Source organism: Streptomyces sp. SN-593 (assembly GCF_016756395.1).
Lineage (GTDB): Bacteria > Actinomycetota > Actinomycetes > Streptomycetales > Streptomycetaceae > Actinacidiphila > Actinacidiphila reveromycinica.
In genome coordinates this window covers 1,488,620-1,507,347 of record NZ_AP018365.1, presented here as the reverse complement: position 1 = coordinate 1,507,347, position 18,728 = coordinate 1,488,620, and the positions used below count along the sequence as shown (strand labels likewise).

Genomic DNA, 18,728 nt, shown 5'->3' with positions numbered 1-18,728 from the left:
CCCGTACGGCTATGGCACCGAATACCGTTGACCCATGGGACCGCTGCCGAACCCGCATGACCGCAATCCGGACGACGACCTCGACGCCTATCGCGGCCTGACGCGTGAGGAGGCGGAGGCGCGGGCGCGGGAACGCGGATGGACCACGGTTCGTAGTCTGCCGCCCGGGACGGTGGTGACGATGGAGTACGTCCTCGGGCGGCTCAACTTCATCGTGGCCGAGGGCCGCGTGCAGCGGTGCTGGCTTGGCTGAGCGGCGGCACCGGGCGCATGATCTGCCGGTCCACCGGCCGCCGGCGGGCGCCGACCGCGCCGGGAGGGGTGCGCTCGCCGCGCACCGTGGGCGGCCGGCCGGCGGCGTGGCCGCTGCCCGTGCCCGTCGGTGAGGCCGCCGGAGCGGGCTTCGGGGCGCTCGCGGCGGCAGGTGCCGGACCGGTCGGGGCGGCACCCGCGGCGCCGGCGGACGCGGCGACCTGCGCGGCCGTGCCCACCGTCTCGCGGTCCGGCTCGCCCTCCCCGCTGCCCCGGCCGGGCCGGGCGGGGCCGGCCGGGGCGGCCGGGGGTTGCGTCCGCGGGGCGGCGCGCCGGGCGCGGAACCGGGCCCAGGTGCCGGTGATCCACTCCTCCGCGCGGGACATGAAGGGCTCGAACCACGGCAGCGCCAGCAGGATCAGCAGCCCCGCCGCCCAGCCCAGCAGCACGTCGCTCACCCAGTGGGTTCCCAGGTAGACGGTCGTCGCGCCGACCCCGAGCGCCAGCAGCGCGCTGGCGATCGAACCCCAGCGGCGGGCGCGGGGAGTTGTGGCGAGATAGGCCAGTACGCCCCAGGTCACCACCGCGTTGGCGGTATGCCCGGAAGGGAATATATCGCCGCCGGCGAACATCTCCGCGGAGCCGACCGTCGTCGCGTAATGCGGACCGAGCCGGCCGAGGCCGTATTTCACGGCCCCCACGGTGATGTTGAGCAGCAGCAGGGAGGTGCCGAGCACCAGGAGGGGGTGCAGGGTGCGGTGGCGCCAGGCGCGCCAGCCCAGCCAGGCGAGCACCATCACGGCGGTGGGGCCGCGCTGCCCCAGGACCACGAAGTAGTCCAGGAAGGCGTGGATCTGCGGCCACTGCTTGTAGGGGCGCCACAGCATGACCTGCCAGTCGAGCGTCACCAGCTTCGAGGTGGTGATCACGCCGACGACGATCGCGACGTAGGAGGCGACGGTGAGGGCGAACAGCCACACACGTGTTCGACTCATCCGCGGCAGGCCACGGCTCGCCGGTCGCTCCGCCGCGAGGTCGGGCCCGTTATCGGTTCGCACTGAAACGACGTTACAGCGTGTGATGGCATGCAACCGCCGTACGAGCGGATCTGTAATGACGATGTGATGTGGAGTGCGTCTCACCACCCCTTTGGGGGACGGTGATTGAGGTGAATGCGAGGAGGCCGTGGAGTTTATGTTCGGGTGTCGATACTCACATGCTCCCGTTCTTATTCGGCGCTTATTTCCCTCGAATTTATTCGGGGTTTCCCGCCCGTCGGCGGGACGGGCCGGGCAGCCGCGGGCGGCCGGCGGGCAGCCGCGGGCGGGCGGCCGGCCGGCGGCGGGCGGCCGGGGGCGTCGGCCACAGGCCCGGCACAGTCCGGTCACGTACGCTGGCGGCTCACGCCCGGGAGTCACGGAGCAAGCCGTGGAGGTACGCCTATGACGCGGCAGGCCGGCCGCTGGACCATCCTCGTCGTGCTGTGCGCGAGCCTGCTGATCGTCGCGCTGGACGCCACCGTGCTGCACGTGGCGGTGCCCGCACTCACCGAGGACCTGCGGCCCGGCTCCCAGGACCTGCTGTGGATCGTCGACGTGTACCCGCTGATCGCCGCGTCGCTGCTGATCCTCTTCGGCACCCTCGGGGACCGGATCGGCCACCGCCGGGTGCTGCTGATCGGCTACGCGCTCTTCGGCGCCGCCTCCGCGCTGGCCGCCTTCGCGCCCACCCCGGACATCCTGATCGCCGCGCGCGGCCTGCTCGGCGCCGGCGGTGCGATGATCATGCCCGCCACACTCTCCATCCTGCGGCAGGTCTTCCCCGACCGGCGCGAGCGGGCGACCGCGATCGGGGTGTGGAGCGCGGTGGCCGCCGTCGGGGCGGCGGTCGGGCCGGTGCTCGGCGGCTTCCTGGTGGAGCACTTCTGGTGGGGCTCGGTCTTCCTGGTCAACATCCCGCTGATGGCCGTGATGCTGCCGCTCGGCCGGATGCTGCTGCCCGACTCGCGCGGCTGCGCCGACGGACCCTGGGACGTGGTCGGTGCCGCCACCGCCGCGCTCGGCATCCTCGGCGCCGTCTTCGGCGTCAAGCGGTTCGGCGCCGGCGCGGCCCCGCTGGCCCCCTCGGTCTGGGTGCCGCTGCTGCTCGGCCTGGCCCTCCTGGTGTACTTCGTCCGCCGCCAGCGCCGCCTCGCGCACCCGCTGATCGACGTGCGGATGTTCGCCCAGGCGGCGTTCTCCACGTCGGTGGGCTGCATCGTGCTGGCCATGCTGGCGCTGGTCGGGCTGGAGCTCATCGCGGTGCAGTACCTCCAACTGGTGCTCGGGTTGAGTCCGCTGGACACCGGGCTGCGCCTGCTGCCGCTCACCTTCGCCGCGATGGCCGGCGGGCTGGCGGGTTCCCGGGCGCTGGCCCGCTTCGGGCCGCGCCGGATGGTCGGCGGCGGCTTCCTGCTCACCGCGCTGGCGGTGCTGTCGCTGACCGCGATGGGGCAGCAGGACCGCCCCGGACTGCTCACCGTCGTCTTCGTCGTGCTGGGCTTCGGCCTGGAGGCCACGCTGTTCGGGTCGTACGAGTCGATGCTCAGCCAGGCCCCGGCCTACCGGGCGGGTGGCGCGGCCGCGGTCGGCGAGACCGCCTACCAGCTCGGCGCCGGGCTCGGCATCGCGCTGCTCGGCAGCGTGATGAACGCCGTCTACGCGCCGCACGCCCGCGGCATCGGCGCCGCCGACACCACTGCGGCCGGCCAGTCGCTGGGCGGGGCGTACGACGTGGCCGACCGGGTCGGCGGCGCTCCGGGCGCGGCGCTGCGCACGGCCGCGCGTCACTCGTTCGTGCACGGCCTGCACGTGACGCTCGTGGTGAGCGCGGTGCTGCTGCTGTCGGGGGCGTGGGCGGCGCGGCGGCTGCCGCGCGGGATGGAGTGCGTGGCGGACGCGGCCCCCGGGGCCGGGGCCGGCGCCGGACTTCGGCAGGGGAACCGCCCGGGGCCGGAGGCCGCGCCCGGGTCCGGGGCCGCGGAACTGCCCTGGCCGGTGCGGGCGGATCGCTCGGCCGGGCGTTCCACGGCCGCGCCCTCGGGCGCCGTACGCTCTGGACGGGCGCGGGACTGAGCCGTAACGTCGGCGCCGAGTCGCGATTACCACCGCTAGTTTTCCCGGCCGGAGGTCCACTGATGCCGCACGCCGCGAAGGCGCCCTTCGACCCGCACGACCCGCTGGGTCTGGACGACCTGCTCACCGCCGAGGACCGCGCGGTGCGCGAGACCGTACGCGGCTGGGCCGCCGACCGGGTGCTGCCCCACGTGGCGGGCTGGTACGAGCGCGGCGAGCTGCCCGAGGTCCGCGAACTGGCCCGCGAACTCGGCTCCATCGGCGCCCTCGGCATGCAACTGGACGGTTACGGCTGCGCGGGCGCGAGCGCGGTGCAGTACGGCCTGGCCTGCCTGGAGTTGGAGGCCGCCGACTCCGGCATCCGCTCACTGGTGTCGGTGCAGGGTTCGCTCGCCATGTACGCCGTCCACCGCTTCGGCTCCGACGCCCAGAAGGAGCGCTGGCTGCCGTCGATGGCCGCGGGCGAGGTGATCGGCTGCTTCGGGCTGACCGAGCCCGACCACGGCTCCGACCCGGCCGGCATGCGCACCCGCGCGGTCCGGGACGGCTCGGACTGGGTGCTCGACGGCCGCAAGATGTGGATCACCAACGGCTCGGTCGCCGGGGTGGCCGTGGTCTGGGCCGCGACGGAGGAGGGGGTGCGCGGCTTCGTCGTCCCCACCGACGCCCCCGGGTTCTCCGCACCCGAGATCCGCCACAAGTGGAGCCTGCGCGCCTCGGTCACCAGCGAACTGGTGCTGGACGGCGTACGGCTGCCCGCGGACGCGGTGCTGCCCGAGGTCACCGGCCTGCGCGGTCCGCTGAGCTGCCTCAACCACGCGCGCTACGGCATCGTGTGGGGCGCGATGGGCGCGGCACGGTCCAGTTTCGAGGCGGCGCTGGCGTACGCGGGCGAGCGTGAGCAGTTCGGACGGCCGATCGGGGGCTTCCAGCTCACCCAGGCCAAGCTGGCCGACATGGCGGTCGAACTCCACAAGGGGATCCTGCTGGCGCACCACCTCGGGCAGCGGATGGACGCGGGCACGCTGCGCCCGGAGCAGGTCAGCTTCGGCAAGCTCAACAACGTGCGCGAGGCGATCGAGATCTGCCGCACCGCGCGCACGATCCTGGGCGCCAACGGCATCTCGCTGGAGTACCCGGTGATGCGGCACGCGACCAACCTGGAGTCCGTGCTGACCTACGAGGGCACCGTGGAGATGCACCAGCTCGTGCTGGGCAAGGCGCTCACCGGGATCGACGCCTTCCGCGGGTGAGGCGTTGCCCGCGGAAGGCGGTGGCGGCCGCCGGCACCGGCCGGTGCGCGGCCGCGGGGAGCGGCGGGCGCGCGGCCGGGGCCGGACTCAGTTCTGGTTGAAGAAGCCGTCGCCGCCGCGGCGGGAGTCGGCGTTCATCACGGAGTAGTCGGCCGGGGTGAGCAGGAACACCCGGGTGGCCACCCGCTCGATGGAGCCGCGCAGGCCGAAGGTCAGCCCGGCGGCGAAGTCGACCACGCGCTTGGCGTCGGAGGGCTCCATCGCGGTGAGGTTGACGATCACCGGGACGCCGGCGCGGAAGAGCTCGCCGATGCCGCGCGCGTCACGGAAGCCGTCGGGCGTCACCGTGGCGATCCGCCGGCCCTCTTCCTCGGCCGACTCGGTGGCGACCCGAACCCGCGGGTCGGTCACCCACGTGTCGGCGCGCTCCGGGCCCTCGCCGTAGTCGGCGTACTCCTCGTCGTAGTAACCCTCGCCGCCGTTGTCGTCGACGAGGCCAAGCCAGGCACTCGCCCGTCGAACAGAACCCATGGACGCCTCCTCTCTCGCACGCGGTCTGTACCGTCCGCTTAGTCCTATCGTCATCCATGATGAGGGTGATGCGCCAAGGGGATACGCGCCACGCAGGTGCTTTGTGACGGTACTGGCACACACGATAGTGGCGCACCGTCAAGCAGGGGCAGGCATCGGAGACCTGACGACGTGATGGGAACGTCCTCCACGATCGGGTGATTTCGGGGGCCGTACGGCCGTACGGAAGCGGGGTGCCGCACCGATAACATGACCGCCGACCGGGTTCTGAAACCTGACCGAAGGTCAAAGCGCTGGTGATGGCGGGCGCGTGGCGGCCGGGCACGACCCGGGGCGGCCCACACGCCGCCTCCGCCCCACGCGTCGCCTCAAGGCACCGCGTCGGCGCACCGCGGTCCGATGGGGGAGTGGGAAGCGTGTTCGGAATCATTCGGCCGTGCCGGCACCGGATGTCGGAGGGCATGGCCGCGTCCTGGCTCGCCCACCTGTGCGGGCTGTGCCTCGCCCTGCGCGACGGACACGGCCAGTTCGCCCGTGTCGCCACCAATTACGACGGTCTGGTGATCTCCGTCCTGGTCGAGGCGCAGACCGCGTCCACCGCCGGTCGGCGCCGCACCGCGGGGCCCTGCCCGCTGCGCGGCATGCGCACCGCGCCGGTCGCCAGGGGCGAGGGGGCCCGCCTGGCCGCGGCGGTCTCGCTGGTGCTGGCGTCGGCGAAGGTGCGCGACCATGTCGACGACGGGGACGGGGCGTTCGCCCGGCGCCCGGTCGCGCTCGCGGCCCGCCGGGTCGCCCGCCGCTGGGACCGGGCCGGCGCGCGCACCGGCGGTGCCCTCGGCTTCGACACCGCCCTGCTGCTCGACGCGGTCGGACGGCAGAGCGAGGTCGAGGCGGCGGCCGGACCCGGCAGTTGCGTGCTGGCCGTCACCGAGCCCACCGAGACCGCGACCGCCGCGGCCTTCGCCCACACCGCAGTCCTCGCCGGGCGGCCCGGCAACACCGCCCCGCTCCAGGAGGCCGGGCGGCTGTTCGGCCGCCTCGCCCACCTCCTCGACGCGGTCGAGGACCTGGCCGAGGACGCCCGCACCGGCGCCTGGAACCCGCTCGCCGCCACCGGCACCGACCTCGCCGAGGCCCGCCGGCTGTGCGACGACGCCCGGCACGGCATCCGGCTCGCCCTGCGGGACGTCGACTTCGCCGACACCGCCTCCGCCCGCCTGGCCCACACCCTGCTCGTCCACGAACTGGAACGCTCCGTGGACCGGGTGTTCGGCACCGACGGCTGCTCGCACGGCCCGTCGGCACGGGACGGCGACCGGTACACCGGCGACCCGTACACCGGCAGCCCCTACGCGCCCGGTGCGCCCGGCCAGCGGCCCTACCCGCCCGGGCAGCCGGGCGGACCGGCCGGTCCCGGCGGTTTCCCGCCCCCGCCCGAGCCGCCGCGCCGGCGCGGGCTGCTGTCCGGATGCCTGGTCTACACGGGCATGTGCTGCACCTGCCGACTGTGCTGCACCGACCACCAGGACGCCTGGACCGGCCGGCCCCGCGACGCCTGGTGCACCTCGTGCGACTGCGGGGACTGCGGGGACTGCAGCGGTTGCGGCGACTGCTGCCAGTGCGCCGAGTGCTGCGGGGACTGCGACTGCTGCGACTGCGGGTGCGACTGCTGAGCCCCGCGGCCTGAGCCCCACGGCCTGAGCCCCCGCGGCCGACCGGTGCGCGGCCGCCTCCTGTCCCGGCCCGCTGCCAGACTGCACGCATGCTGGAAACGTCGGCGCGCCTGCTGCGCCTGCTCTCCCTCCTCCAGTCGCGCCGTGACTGGAGGGGGCCCGAACTCGCCGCGCGCCTGGAGGTCACCGCCCGCACGGTCCGGCGGGACGTCGAACGCCTGCGCACGCTCGGCTATCCCGTCCACGCCGCGCCCGGCACGGCCGGCGGCTACCGGCTGGGCGCGGGAGCCGCCCTGCCGCCGCTGCTGCTCGACGACGAGGAGGCCGTCGCGGTGGCGCTGTGCCTGCGGACGGGCGCGGTCGGCGGCGTCGAGGGCATCGAGGAGACCTCGGGGCGGGCGCTGACCAAGCTGGAGCAGGTCCTCCCGTCACGGCTGCGGCACCGGGTGCAGGCGATGCAGGCGGTCACCGTGGGCCCCGCGCCGGCCGCGACGACGGTCAGCCAGGAGGTGCTGACCGTCATCGGGGCCGCCTGCCGGGACCGCGAGCAACTGCGCTTCGACTACCTCGACCACCGCGGCACCGGGAGCCGCCGCACCGTCGAGCCCTACCGGCTGGTCCACCACGGCCGGCGCTGGTACCTCCTCGCGTTCGACACCGACCGGGACGACTGGCGGACCTTCCGGGTGGACCGGATCGAGCCCAGGCCGCCCACCGGTCCGCGGTTCGCCCCGCGTGGACTCCCCGACGACGCCGCCTCCTACGTCGCCGAAGGCGTCACCTCACGGGCCTACCGCTACCAGGCCCGGGTGGTGCTGCACGCGCCGCTGGACGCCATCGCCTCCCTCGCCTGGTCCGGCTTCGGCCGGCTCACCGCGCTCGGGCCCGACGCCTGCGAACTGACCACCGGGTTCGAGTCGCTGGACGCGGTGGCGATGTTCATCGGCATGACGGGCGCGGAGTTCGAGGTGAAGGAGCCGCCCGAGCTGGTGTCCCACCTCGCGGCGGTGTCCGGCCGGCTGGCCCGCGCGGCCCGCCGCACGGCCGGGGACGGCGGCGCCCCCTGACCCCGGGCGGGCCCGCTCAGTCCAGAGCGCCGCTCGTGCCGCCCTGGGTGCGGCCCCATCCGTAGGCACGATCGGCCCGCAGGCGTATGACCAGCCTCCCGTCGGCCACCATCGCCGCGCGGTACTCCTCCCAGTCCGGGTGCTCCCCGGCGATCGCCCGGTAGATCTCGACCAGTTCGTCGACGGTGGCGTCATGCGGGTCGGCGGCCACCGGGGTCAGCTCCGCCTCGCCCTCGGCGACCAGGTACGCCCCCAGGTCCGGGGTCGTGACGTAGAAGCTCGCCCGCGGGTCGCGGCGCAGATTGCGGGTCTTGGCCCGGCTGTCGGTGGCGGAGACCCGGATGAGGCGGGTCGACTCGTCGTAGAGGAACGTGACGTTGGACAGTTGGGGGCGGCCGTCCTTCTTGAGGGTGACGAGCACGCCGTTCCGCTGTTCCTTGAGCAGGTCCAGCAGCGGGCTGGTGGCGGGGGCCTGGTGCATGATCGCTCCTGGTGGAGGGGTGCTGACGGATACCGGTCGGTTACTGCCTGTGGTGGGGAGAACGCACCGTGACCGACCCTTGTTCCGGCTCGAACGCCGATCCGCACGGATTCACTCGTCCGAGTGGACGGGGACCCGAGGTCGGGCCGGTGGGGCGGCGTCCGCACCGAACTCACCGCCGGAGGAGACCGCCCGGATCGCCGGAACCGCTTGGCCCGCCTGACCCGCCTGACCCGCCGGGTCCGGTGCGCCCGGCCAGGATCGCGGGGCTCACCGCGCCCGGTCCGAAGCGGCGGCGGGCCCGGTCGGCGGCGGCTTCGGCGGCGCGGGCGCGGGCATCGGCGGCGTCGAGGCTGAGTTGGCGGGTGGCGTCGGTGGTGGCCAGCAGGCTGTCGGCGGTCAGGCAGTAGCCGCGCACCCGGGCGCGTTGCAGGCCCAGGGAGGCCAGGACGTCCAGGGCGGAGGCGGCCAGCAGGGGTGAGTGGGCGGTGGGTTCGGGCAGCGTACGGGTCCGGGTGGTGGCGCTCCGGTCGGCGTACCGGAGGGTGAGCGTGAGGCGGCCGGTGACCCGGTCCCCGGTCCGCAGCCTGTGGCCGAGGTCCTCGACCAGCCCGATCACGGCGCGGCGGTGGTGCAGGGGATCGAGGCAGTCGCGGTCGAGCGCGAGGTCGGCGGTCAGGTGCGCCGCGGGAGCCTGCGGCGTGACCGGGCGGGGGTCGTTGCCGCGGACGCGTTCGGCGAGCAGCCGGGCGGGGGCGGCGCCCAGGATCCGCTGGAGGGTGGCCGCGGGGACGCCCGCGACCTGGCCGATGGTGTACAGCCCGTACATGCCGAGCGTGGCCGCGGTGGCCCGGCCGACCCCGGGCAGCGTGACCACCGGCATCGGTCCCAGCCAGGCGTCCACCGCCTCCTGGTCGCCGGGGACGCGCGTGGTGCGGCCGGGCGGGGAGGCGGCCGCCGCCATGGCCGCCAGCATCGGGTTCCTGGCCAGTCCCGCGCTGGTCCGGACGCCGTACAGGGCGGCGATCCGCAGCCTGGCCATCTGCACGATGTCGTAGGGGCCGCGGTCGAAGTAGCGCAGTGCCGAGGTCAGGTCGAGCTGCACCGCGTCGGGCGGGAACGCCTGGACGTGGGGGGTGAGGCCGCTCAGCACCTCCAGCACCTGCGCGTAGCCCTCCTCGCCGAGGCTGTCGGCGAGCAGGTGGAGGTGGGCGATGTGGCGCGGCCTCATCCCGCGCTCCCCGGGCTGCGGTGGCCGAGCCTGCGCAGGTCGGCGGTGCGGGAGCCGGCCGGCTGGAGGTCGGCGTAGGGGTGGAGGCGGGCGCCGGTGGTGCCGTTCTCCAGGGTCCGCTGCGGCTGCGGCTGCGGCTGCGCCGGTGTCGGGTGGGGGCCGTCCGCTCCCAGGAGCGCGAGAGCGGCCTCGGGGCCGTCGTCCCGCCGGGTGGCGGCGACCTCCTCCAGATCCCAGGCCATGGTGCCGACGATCGTCCGGCGGGTGCCGCGGACCTGGACGGTGCCGCGGACCAGCAGCAGCCCGGAATGGAAGACCGTGTGGGCGCAACGCTCGTGGGAGTCCTCGAAGAAGGCGAGGTCGACCAGGCCGGAGCCGTCCTCCAGGGTGACGAAGATGATCCGCTTGCCGGAGGCGATCGGAGGGGTCTGGGTCGCGGAGCGGATGCCGGCCACGAGCACCTGGCGGCCCGCGGGCAGGTCGGCCAGGTGGACGGAGTCGGTCGCGCCGACCTCCCTCAGCAGCCGGTGGTGGTACTCCATCAGGTGCCGGGAGACGTCGATGCCGAGCGTGTGCAGTTCCGCGCCGAGCATCTCGCGTCCGGTCATCTCGGGCAGCCCGGCGGGCTCGGTCGCGCCGATCGCGTCGGCGGTGAGCGGGAGCTGCCCCTCGGCCGCGTTCCGGTGGCGGGACTGCCGGTGCAGCTCGGCGATCTGCAACAGCAGGTCCCGCCGGGTCAACCGCCCGTCGTGCAACGCGTGCAGGGCCCCGATCCCGGCGAGCTGTTCGGCCACCGGGCGGCTGGGCCGGGCCCGCTGCCAGAAGTCGGACAGCGATCCGTAGGGCTGCCCGGCGGCGATCCGCGCGCACTCCTCCTCACCGATCCCGCGTACCCCGGACAGCGCGAGCCGCACCCCCCACCGGCCGTCCCCGGCCCGCTCGACGACGTGCTCCGGACGGGAGCGGTTGACGTCGACCGGCAGCACGGGCACTCCCATGCGGCGGGCGTCGGCGACGATGACGCGCTTGGGCCACATGCCCGGGTCGTGCTCCAGCAGACCGGCCAGCAGGAACGCCGGGTAGTGCGCCTTCAGCCAGGCGGACTGCAGGGCGGGCACGGCGAAGGCGACGGCGTGGGCCCGGCAGAACCCGTAGGCGCCGAAGGCCTCGACCGTCGCCCACACCTCCTCGCGCACCTCGGGGGAGAAGCCGCGGGCGGCGGCGGCGCGGTGGAACCAGTCCCGGATCCCCGGCAGCCTCTCCTTGTCGCCGAGCAGGCGCCGGCCCATCTCCGCCCGGTCCTTTCCGCACCCGGTCATCACGTGCAGCGTCTCGATGACCTGCTCGTGCCAGATGGTCACCCCGTAGGTGTCGGCGAGGACGGGTTCGAGGGCGCGGTGGGCGAAGTGCGGGACGCCGCCGTGCCGGGCGGCGATGTACCGCTCGGGCATGCCGCCCTGGACCGGGCCGGGGCGGAAGAGGCTGATGTCGGCGATGACGTCCTGCACGTCCCGCGGTTGCAGGCGGGAGAGCAGATCCTGCTGGCCGGGCGACTCGAGCTGGAACATGCCGATGGTCCGGCTCTCCTGGATCAGCCTGAAGGCGAAGACGTCGTCCAGCGGGACCTGCCTCCCGTCGTCGAGGTCGATCCGCTTCCCGGTGGCGCGTTCGATCTCGGTGACCGCGTGCGCCATCGAGGACTGCATCCGTACGGCCAGGACGTCCAGCTTGATGTTGCCCAGGGCCTCGACCTCCTCCTTGGCCGCCATGGCCATGGGGTAGTCGCCCTGGGGGGTCGGCTGGACGGGGAGGCGGTCCAGCAGGGTCGCGTCGCTGATGATCACTCCGCACGGGTGCATGGCCATGCCGTGGACGAGGGAGTCCAGCCCCTCGGCCAGCTCCCACAGCGGCCCGTACCGTCCGGCCTCGGCGGCGAGGGCGCGCAGTTCGGGCAGCTCGGCGAGCGCGCTCGTGATGTCGCAGGCCCGCAGGTGCGGGAAGCTCTTGGCGACGCGGTCCACCTCCGCCGGGGGGATGCCGAGCGCCAGTCCCGTGTCGCGCAGCGCCCTGCGCGCCCGGTAGGTCTCGGGCATCGCGGTGACCGCGACCCGCTCGTGGCCGAACCGGCGGAAGATCGCGTCATAGCACTCCAACCGGCGCATCGACTCCACGTCGATGTCGATGTCCGGCAGGCTTCGGCGCCGCTCGCTGAGGAAGCGTTCGAACAGCAGGTGGTGGTCGAGCGGGTTGGCGGTGGCGATGCCGAGGGCGTGGCAGACCATCGAGCCCGCGCTGGAACCGCGGGCGGCGACCCTGATGCCCAGCTCGCGGATGTCGGCCACGGCCTGCCCCACGGCGAGGAAGTACGAGTCGTAGCCCAGCTTCCCGATGATCCCCAGCTCACGGTCCATCCGGTCCAGCGCCTTCCCGTCCCGCTCCAGGCCGCGGCGGGCCAGACCCGCCGCGCAGCGCTCCCTCAGCAGCCGGGCACCGGCGCCGGGGCCCGGGCCGGCGCCGACGACCGCCGGCTCGGGGAAGTGCCGGGCCCCCAGCCCGAGATCCGCCTTCGGGTCGAGGCGGCAGGCCGCCGCGGTGGCGACGGTGTCGGCGAGCAGCCGGTCGGCCCGGCGCGGGTCGTCGCCGGCGCACTCGGCGACCTGCCGCGCGACGCGTGCCATCTCCTCCTCGCCCTTGAGCCAGCGCTGTCCGCCGTCCAGCCGGCGCCGGTCGATGGGCCGCAGCAGCCGGGCGGCGTCCAGGACGTCGGCGAGGCGGTGCTGTGCCGGGTCGGCGTAGCGGACGGCGTTGGTCAGCACCGCGGGCGTACGGGTCCGGTCGGCGAGCGCGAGGGTACGGGCGGCCAGCCGCAGGGAGCCCGGACCGGTTCCGGACCGGCCGTGGACGGCCGCCTCCAGGCGCACCCCGTCACCGAAGACCTCCTGCCAGGGGCGCAGCAGCCGCGCCGCGACGTCCTCCCGTCCGGCCGCCAGCGCCCGCACCGGCTCCGAGAGCGGTCCGAGCAGGACGGTCAGACCGGCACCGCCATGCTCGCGCAGCGCGTCCCACGACACCTGTACGGGCGCGGCGCGGCTCGCCGTCCCCACGTGGGCGGCGCTGGTGATCCGGCACAGCCGCGCCCAGCCCTCCCGGTCGCGGGCCAGCAGCACGAACCTCAGCGGCGGCTCGACCACGTGGGCGCCGCCGCGCACCGGAGTCCGCGTCCGCCGCGCCGGGGGCGGCGGCAGAAGGCCCGCCACGGCGAGGTCGATCCCGAAAACCGGCCGCACCCCCGTCTGCGTACACGCCTGCGCGAAGCGGACGATCCCGGTCACGGTGTCCCGGTCGGTCAGCGCCAGCGCTTCCATGCCGCGCTCGGCGGCCCGCAGCGCGAGCTGTTCGGGGTGCGCGGCGCCGTACCGCTCGGAGTAGCCGGACGCGACATGCAGATGGGCGAAGCCCGCCATGCCGCACCTCCCGCTCCACCCCTTTTCGGCCATCCACCCGGAACGTTCCTCGTACGTTCGTTCGATTAGCTTAGCGCGGTCGCCCCAGGTCAGCGACTCGAACGCGCCCGCGTCGGACGGACGGGACCGCGGGAGGCGGTGGCCGGATCGAACGCCCGCGCGGCATCTCCGCGGTCCGGCAACGGACTTGGCGGCACGCGGCGCGGCGCCGCCGACCGCCATGACGTTCCTCACGGCACGGCACGGCCCGGCCGCGGCCGGCCGCGCCGCGACGCCGAGGCGCGGCGATCCGAACGCGCCCGCCGGCCGCCCGCCGCCCACGCCATCCATGGGGCGCTGGCAGCCGCTCCACACGGTCGGCATATTGTGTGGGTATCTGCCGCTCGTCGGCCTGCGCCCGGTTCGTCGTGCCGGAGGGCGGGCGCGTGGATCCTGTCGTCCGTCCTGCCCGAGAGCTGGTGGAGTGTGCGCGGTGGCGTGGAACTCGGCCCCGAGCCCCTGACGGTGCTCTCCCCGCCCGCCGACGCCGTCGCGGACGGCTGCGCCGTGGAGATGGCCGCGCTCCTGCTCGGGCACCTGGAGTCCGTGTGCGCCTCGGACGACCGGCTGGGGGCGCTGATGCGCCACGCCCTGCTGCCCGGCGGGAAGCTGCTGCGCCCGCTGCTCCTCCTGGAGTCCGTCGCGGCCCTCGGCGGTGACCCGGGTGCGGCGCTGCCCGCCGCCGCGGCCCTGGAGATGCTGCACGCCGCCACGCTCGTGCACGACGACATCATCGACCAGGACGCGCTGCGGCGCGGTCGCCCCAGCGTGGCCGCGCGGTTCGGCCAGGCCGACGCCCTGGTGGGCGGGGACGCCATGATGTGCGCCGCGCTCGGACAGGCCAGGGCCCTGGCCTCCAGCGGCTACGGCGCCGACCGGGCCCTGCGGGTGCTGGAGGTGATCAGCACGGCCGCGATCGAGGTCAGCCGGGGCCAGATGATGGAGGCCGACCTGGCCGGGCGCATGGACTGCGCCATGGCGCAGTACCTTCGGATGGTCCGGCTCAAGACGGGCGCGCTGCTCGACGCCGCGACCCGCACCGCCGCCGTGCTGACCGGCGCAGAACCGTCGCACGCCCGGGCGCTGGCCCGGTTCTCCGACCACCTCGGCGTCGCCTTCCAGATGCAGGACGACCTGCTGCCGTACACCGACGACGGCCGGGCGGCCGGCAAGCCCGCGCTCAGCGACCTGCGCAACCGGCGCCCGACCCTGCCCGTGCTGATCGCCTTCGCCGACGCGGCCCCCCGGCAGCGCCTGTTGTTGCAGGACCTGTGGCGGCGGCCGGCGGAGGACGCCCAGCACGCCCTGGCCGAACTCCTGGAGGCCGGCGGGGCGCTGGGTGCCGCCCGGGCCACCGCCGCGGACCACCTCGCCGTCGCGCTGGCCGCGCTGGAGGAGCTGCCCCCCGGCTGCCACCGCGACCACCTCGCGGCCATGGCCGCACGTCTGGCCGCCCGGCGGTCCTGAGCCCGGCCCGAGCCCGCCCGCGTCCGACCCGCGTCCGGCTTGAACGCCCTCGCGGGAGGGCCGATGCGGCGGGTGCGCCATTTTTTACTCACGCGTAACTAGTCAGCGGCTTCCTACTCGTGCGTAACTTGTCATGAGCCCAGCAAAGTGATCCGGATCACAGGCTGCCGGGTGTCGTTGTCGCGCCCCCGCTTCCCTGTGAGGAGTTCCCATGAGGCTGTCCTGGAGACGGCTCCTGGCCGTGTTCGCCCTGACGACCGCGATGGCGGTCGCGCCCACGGCCGTCGCCTCCGCGTCCACCGGCTCCGCGTCTGCCGGCTCCGCGCCGACCAGCGGCTGGAACAACTACTCCTGCCGCCCCTCCGCCCAACACCCCCGGCCCGTCGTCCTGGTGCACGGCACCTTCGCCAACGGCACCGACAACTGGCTCGCCTTCGCCCCCTACCTGGTGGCGCGCGGCTACTGCGTCTTCTCGCTCGACTACGGCATGCTCCCCGGCGAGAACCTGATCGGCGGGCTGGGGCCGATCGCCGACTCGGCGCAGCAGCTCTCCGACTTCACCGACCGGGTGCTGGCGGCCACCCACGCGTCCAAGGTCGACATCGTCGGCCACTCCCAGGGCGGCATGATGCCGCGCTACTACCTGCAGTTCCTCGGCGGCGCGTCCAAGGTGAACGCACTGGTCGCCCTCGCCCCCGACAACCACGGGACCACGCTGGACGGGCTGACCGCGCTGCTGCCGTACTTCCCCGGCGCGTCCGACTTCCTCCAGGACGACCTTCCCGGCCTGGCCGACCAGGTGGCCGGCTCGGACTTCCAGCGTGAACTGAACGCGGGCGGCGACACGGTGCCCGGCGTGCAGTACACCGTGATCTCCACCATCTACGACGAGGTCGTCACCCCCTACACCACGCAGGCACTGTCCGGGCCCAACGTCCACAACGTGGTGCTCCAGGACCTCTGCCCGCTCGACGTCTCCGAACACGTCGCCATCGGCCTGACCGACCGCATCGCGTTCCACGAGGCGGCCAACGCGCTCGATCCCGCGCACGCCACCCGGACCACCTGCCTGTCGGCGGCGAGCTAGCCGGTCAGGCCCTGTCCGGCGGAACGTGCCGGGCCCGCGACGCCCGGCACGCGCACCCGGCGTCCGTGGTCGCCCGCGGGCCGGCCGGCTCCTCGGGGGGATCGTCGATTCCCGGCGGGGAGCCGGGCGGTCCGGGGCCGCCCGGCTGTCGGTGGCAGGTGGGAGGCTCCTCCCATGAGCACGGACGCCACGAGCACGGAATCGGGCCCGGACCCGGACGCCCGGCAGTACTGGGACGCCGCCGCCGACCACTTCGACGACGAGCCCGACCACGGCCTGCGCGACCCGGGCGTGCGCTCGGCCTGGGAGGCGCGGCTGCGGTCCTGGCTGCCCGCCGGGCCGTCGGACGTCCTCGACCTGGGCTGCGGAACCGGAAGCCTCGCGCTCCTCGCGGCCGCGGACGGGCACCGCGTCACCGCGGTGGACCGGTCGGAGCGGATGGTCGCGCTGGCCCGCGCCAAACTCTCCGGGACGCGCGCGCGGGTGCTCGTCGGCGACGCGGCCCGGCCGCCGGTGGCCGCCGGCGGCTTCGACGTCGTCCTCGTCCGCCACGTCCTGTGGGCGCTGCCGGACCCCGAGGAGGTGCTGCGGCGGTGGGCGGACCTGCTGCGGCCCGGCGGCCGCCTGGTCCTCGTGGAGGGCCGGTGGGGGACGCCCCCGGCCGGTATCGCGGCCGACACCCTCGTCCGACTCGCCGCTCCGCTCGGCGGGTCGGTCCAGGTCGAACAGCTCGGACACGACACGCCGCTGTGGGGACGCGCGGTCCGCGACGAGAGGTACGTGGCGGTGGTCCGCCCCGCGCACCGGGCCGCCCGCCGGCACACCGAGATCGTCGACGTGCACCTGCTCCTGCTGCGCGGCCGGGAGGTGCTGCTCTCCCGCCGGGACGGGACCGGATACGCGGACGGCCTGCTGCACGCCCCGTCCGGGCACCTGGAGGACGGCGAGGACGTCCGGAGCGGAATGCTCCGCGAGGCCCGTGAGGAGATCGGGCTCGACCTGGCCCCCGGCGACCTGGAAGCCGCGATGGTGATGCAGCACCGGGCGCCCGACGGCCGGGCCAGGATCGGCTGGTTCTTCGTCGCGCACCACGCGGCCGGGAGCCCCGAGCCGGTCAACCGCGAACCGGACAAGTGCTCCGAGCTCGGCTGGTACCCGCTGGACGCGCTGCCCGACGACATGGTCGCCTACTGCCGTGCGGCGGTGGACGGCTTCCTGGCCGGCCACCGCTTCCTGCTCCACCTGCACGAGAGCGGGGACTCCATCGCCCACGCCCCGGACGGGCCGGCCCGAGCGGTGCCGCTGGCGGCGGCCGCTGTGCCAGTATCCGGCGTATGAGCCTGAAGATCACGATCGATCCGGACGCCACCGCCGCGCCGTACGAGCAGGTGCGCGGCCAGATCGCCGAGAAGGCCCGCTCGGGGGAGCTCCCCGTCCACCACAAGCTGCCCACCGTACGGGGGCTGGCCGAACAGTTGGGCCTCGCCGCGAACACCGTCGCGAAGGCGTACCGGGCGCTGGAGGCGGACGGGGTGATCGAGACCCGGGGCCGCCACGGGACCTACGTCGCGGCCGGCGACGCCATGGCCCGCGAGGTGGCGGACGCCGCGGCCGGCTACGCCCGGCGGGTCCACCGCCTCGGCCTGGACCGTGACGCCGCACGCGCCGCCGTGGAGGAGGCGCTGCGCGCGGAGTACGGCGGGTAGGTCCGGGCGCCGGACCGGGGCGGCGGACGCCGGCGGTGGACCGGCGCCGGCGTCACAGGTAGAGGCCGCCGTCCGCCTGGGGCGGCACGGCGAGGGTCGGCGAGGTGCCGCGGCGCAGGGCGTACAGCTCGGCGAGGCTGGCCCCCTCGCGTCCGACGCCCTCGCCGGTGCCGAGCCAGCGCACGGCCTCCTCCCGGTTCAGCGGGCCGACCTCGATGCGGGCGAGGCAGCGGCCGGGCCGTACGACGGCCGGGTGCAGGCGTTCCAGGGCCTCGTTGGTGGTGATGCCGACCAGGACGTTGCGGCCCTGCCCGAGCAGGCCGTCGGTCAGGTTGAGCAGGCGGGACAGGGCCTGGCCGGTCTCGTGCTTGGCCTGCCCGCGGATCAGCTCGTCGCAGTCCTCCAGCAGGAGCAGCCGCCAGCGGCCGCCCTCGCTCTCGTCCTCGCCGATGGCGATGTCCATCAGGTAGCCCACGTCGTTGAAGAGCCGCTCGGGGTCCAGGACGCAGTCCACCTGGCACCAGTCGCGCCAGGAGCGCGCCAGGGTGCGCAGGGCGGACGTCTTGCCGGTGCCGGGCGGTCCGTGGAGCAGCAGCAGCCGCCCGGTGATGTCGTCGGCCGTCATCTTCATCAGGCCGTCCATGGCGTCGGCGACCGGCGCCGAGTAGTTGCCGCGCAGTTCGTCCCAGGTGCCGGCGGAGATCTTCCGGGTCGTGCGGTGCGGGCCCCGCCGGGGGGAGACGTACCAGAAGCCCATGGTGACGTTCTCCGGCTGCGGCTCCGGTTCGTCCTCCGCGTCCTCGACCGCCGACTTCAGCACCCGCTCGGCGAGTTCGTCGGAGGTCGCCGTCACCGTGACGTCCGCGCCCCGGCTCCAGCGCGAGACGAGGATCGTCCAGTCCTCCCCCTCGGCCAGCAGGGCGCTGCGGTCCTTGTCGCGCGCCTGCCGCAGTACGGTCGCGTCCGGCGGCAGCAGGGTGAGGCCGGGCTTGACGTTCTCCAGCGAGCTGCTGCGGGCGAAGGGCTGCCGCCCCGAGGTGAAACGCCCCAGGAACAGGGCGTCGACGACGTCGGACGGCGAGTCGCTGTCGTCCAGCCGCAGGTGGACGGGCAGGGTGCGGAACGGATCGGCGGCCGCGGCGTCCGTCGCGTCGGCGGCGGGAGAGGTGGGCGGCACGTGCCTCCTCGGTGGACGGGGTGTGGCGGACATGGGGCCCATGATCCGGCACGGAGGGGCGATCGCCCAGTGCTTTTCGGTTCGATTCGGGCCCTGGTGTGAACTTCCAAACCCCTCGAAAGGGTTGATTCGCCGCACGCGTGTCCGGAAAGGATTCCGGTGCGGCCGGGGCCGCGACGTGCGACGT

Annotated in this window: 15 protein-coding genes; 9 read left to right on the top strand and 6 right to left on the bottom strand. The window is 74.6% G+C overall.

Annotated elements, in window-relative coordinates:
• The first annotated feature begins 34 nt into the window (after window positions 1–34).
• On the top strand, window positions 35–253 hold the full coding sequence (locus RVR_RS06380; protein ID WP_202232914.1) for an I78 family peptidase inhibitor: 219 nt from the start codon (window positions 35–37) through the stop codon (window positions 251–253).
• Here the strand turns inward: RVR_RS06380 and RVR_RS06375 are convergent.
• Entirely contained in the window at window positions 210–1,310 is a 1,101-nt protein-coding gene (locus tag RVR_RS06375; RefSeq protein ID WP_237404600.1) for a phosphatase PAP2 family protein, read from the bottom strand. The genes RVR_RS06380 and RVR_RS06375 overlap by 44 nt on opposite strands.
• 384 nt (window positions 1,311–1,694) lie before the next feature.
• On the opposite strand from RVR_RS06375, the gene RVR_RS06370 reads away from it, so the two are divergent.
• A complete protein-coding gene (locus RVR_RS06370) occupies window positions 1,695–3,365 on the top strand; it encodes an MFS transporter (RefSeq protein ID WP_202232912.1) in 1,671 nt (556 codons plus the stop codon).
• 62 nt (window positions 3,366–3,427) lie between these two features.
• Window positions 3,428–4,618: an acyl-CoA dehydrogenase family protein gene (locus tag RVR_RS06365; RefSeq protein ID WP_202232911.1), complete on the top strand. Its 1,191-nt coding sequence runs from the start codon at window positions 3,428–3,430 to the stop codon at window positions 4,616–4,618.
• An 87-nt stretch (window positions 4,619–4,705) separates the two neighbouring features.
• On the opposite strand, the gene RVR_RS06360 is transcribed toward RVR_RS06365, so the two are convergent.
• The gene (locus RVR_RS06360) at window positions 4,706–5,149 is read right to left on the bottom strand and encodes a cell division protein SepF (RefSeq protein ID WP_202232910.1); all 444 of its coding nucleotides are present in this window, start codon (window positions 5,147–5,149) and stop codon (window positions 4,706–4,708) included.
• Window positions 5,150–5,565: 416 nt separating this feature from the next.
• Between RVR_RS06360 and RVR_RS06355 the strand changes: the two genes are divergently transcribed.
• Both RVR_RS06355 and RVR_RS06350 read left to right on the top strand, forming a co-directional pair.
• Window positions 5,566–6,822, top strand: coding sequence for a DUF5685 family protein (locus RVR_RS06355; protein ID WP_202232909.1), 1,257 nt, complete (start codon window positions 5,566–5,568; stop codon window positions 6,820–6,822).
• Window positions 6,823–6,911: 89 nt separating this feature from the next.
• On the top strand, window positions 6,912–7,889 hold the full coding sequence (locus RVR_RS06350; RefSeq protein ID WP_202232908.1) for a helix-turn-helix transcriptional regulator: 978 nt from the start codon (window positions 6,912–6,914) through the stop codon (window positions 7,887–7,889).
• A gap of 16 nt (window positions 7,890–7,905) precedes the next feature.
• Here RVR_RS06350 and RVR_RS06345 read toward each other — a convergent pair whose 3' ends face one another.
• From RVR_RS06345 to RVR_RS06335, 3 genes are all read right to left on the bottom strand, one after another.
• Window positions 7,906–8,370 (bottom strand): PPOX class F420-dependent oxidoreductase, encoded by a 465-nt coding sequence (locus RVR_RS06345; protein ID WP_202232907.1) that lies wholly within the window; start codon window positions 8,368–8,370, stop codon window positions 7,906–7,908.
• A 172-nt stretch (window positions 8,371–8,542) separates the two neighbouring features.
• Window positions 8,543–9,601, bottom strand: coding sequence for a DNA polymerase Y family protein (locus RVR_RS06340; RefSeq protein ID WP_202232906.1), 1,059 nt, complete (start codon window positions 9,599–9,601; stop codon window positions 8,543–8,545).
• Complete coding sequence (locus RVR_RS06335; protein ID WP_202232905.1) at window positions 9,598–13,065, bottom strand: DNA polymerase III subunit alpha; 3,468 nt, start codon at window positions 13,063–13,065, stop codon at window positions 9,598–9,600. Before RVR_RS06335 ends, RVR_RS06340 begins: the two co-directional genes overlap by 4 nt.
• A 477-nt stretch (window positions 13,066–13,542) precedes the next feature.
• Here RVR_RS06335 and RVR_RS06330 point away from each other — a divergent pair, with 477 nt between their 5' ends.
• The 4 genes from RVR_RS06330 to RVR_RS06315 all read left to right on the top strand — a co-directional run bounded on the left by RVR_RS06330 (window position 13,543) and on the right by RVR_RS06315 (window position 17,364).
• Window positions 13,543–14,571, top strand: coding sequence for a polyprenyl synthetase family protein (locus tag RVR_RS06330; protein ID WP_202232904.1), 1,029 nt, complete (start codon window positions 13,543–13,545; stop codon window positions 14,569–14,571).
• Window positions 14,572–14,782: 211 nt separating this feature from the next.
• Complete coding sequence (locus tag RVR_RS06325; RefSeq protein WP_202232903.1) at window positions 14,783–15,658, top strand: esterase/lipase family protein; 876 nt, start codon at window positions 14,783–14,785, stop codon at window positions 15,656–15,658.
• A 174-nt stretch (window positions 15,659–15,832) separates the two neighbouring features.
• The gene (locus RVR_RS06320) at window positions 15,833–16,996 is read left to right on the top strand and encodes a methyltransferase domain-containing protein (protein WP_202232902.1); all 1,164 of its coding nucleotides are present in this window, start codon (window positions 15,833–15,835) and stop codon (window positions 16,994–16,996) included.
• Window positions 16,993–17,364, top strand: coding sequence for a GntR family transcriptional regulator (locus RVR_RS06315; RefSeq protein WP_202232901.1), 372 nt, complete (start codon window positions 16,993–16,995; stop codon window positions 17,362–17,364). The genes RVR_RS06320 and RVR_RS06315 overlap by 4 nt, the downstream gene beginning before the upstream one ends.
• Window positions 17,365–17,416: 52 nt before the next feature.
• On the opposite strand, the gene RVR_RS06310 is transcribed toward RVR_RS06315, so the two are convergent.
• The gene (locus RVR_RS06310) at window positions 17,417–18,583 is read right to left on the bottom strand and encodes a DUF5925 domain-containing protein (protein WP_430393107.1); all 1,167 of its coding nucleotides are present in this window, start codon (window positions 18,581–18,583) and stop codon (window positions 17,417–17,419) included.
• Window positions 18,584–18,728: the final 145 nt, after the last annotated feature.

Excerpts from the sequence above, each read along its gene's own strand:
- RVR_RS06365 (WP_202232911.1), top strand. The coding sequence starts at position 3,428 with ATGCCGCACGCCGCGAAGGCGCCCTTCGACCCGCACGACCCGCTGGGT.
- RVR_RS06350 (WP_202232908.1), top strand. The coding sequence starts at position 6,912 with ATGCTGGAAACGTCGGCGCGCCTGCTGCGCCTGCTCTCCCTCCTCCAG.
- RVR_RS06310 (WP_430393107.1), bottom strand. The coding sequence starts at position 18,583 with ATGGGCCCCATGTCCGCCACACCCCGTCCACCGAGGAGGCACGTGCCG.
- RVR_RS06335 (WP_202232905.1), bottom strand. The coding sequence starts at position 13,065 with ATGGCGGGCTTCGCCCATCTGCATGTCGCGTCCGGCTACTCCGAGCGG.
- RVR_RS06315 (WP_202232901.1), top strand. The coding sequence starts at position 16,993 with ATGAGCCTGAAGATCACGATCGATCCGGACGCCACCGCCGCGCCGTAC.
- RVR_RS06370 (WP_202232912.1), top strand. The coding sequence starts at position 1,695 with ATGACGCGGCAGGCCGGCCGCTGGACCATCCTCGTCGTGCTGTGCGCG.
- RVR_RS06325 (WP_202232903.1), top strand. The coding sequence starts at position 14,783 with ATGAGGCTGTCCTGGAGACGGCTCCTGGCCGTGTTCGCCCTGACGACC.
- RVR_RS06345 (WP_202232907.1), bottom strand. The coding sequence starts at position 8,370 with ATGCACCAGGCCCCCGCCACCAGCCCGCTGCTGGACCTGCTCAAGGAA.
- RVR_RS06360 (WP_202232910.1), bottom strand. The coding sequence starts at position 5,149 with ATGGGTTCTGTTCGACGGGCGAGTGCCTGGCTTGGCCTCGTCGACGAC.
- RVR_RS06340 (WP_202232906.1), bottom strand. The coding sequence starts at position 9,601 with ATGAGGCCGCGCCACATCGCCCACCTCCACCTGCTCGCCGACAGCCTC.
- RVR_RS06380 (WP_202232914.1), top strand. The coding sequence starts at position 35 with ATGGGACCGCTGCCGAACCCGCATGACCGCAATCCGGACGACGACCTC.
- RVR_RS06320 (WP_202232902.1), top strand. The coding sequence starts at position 15,833 with ATGAGCACGGACGCCACGAGCACGGAATCGGGCCCGGACCCGGACGCC.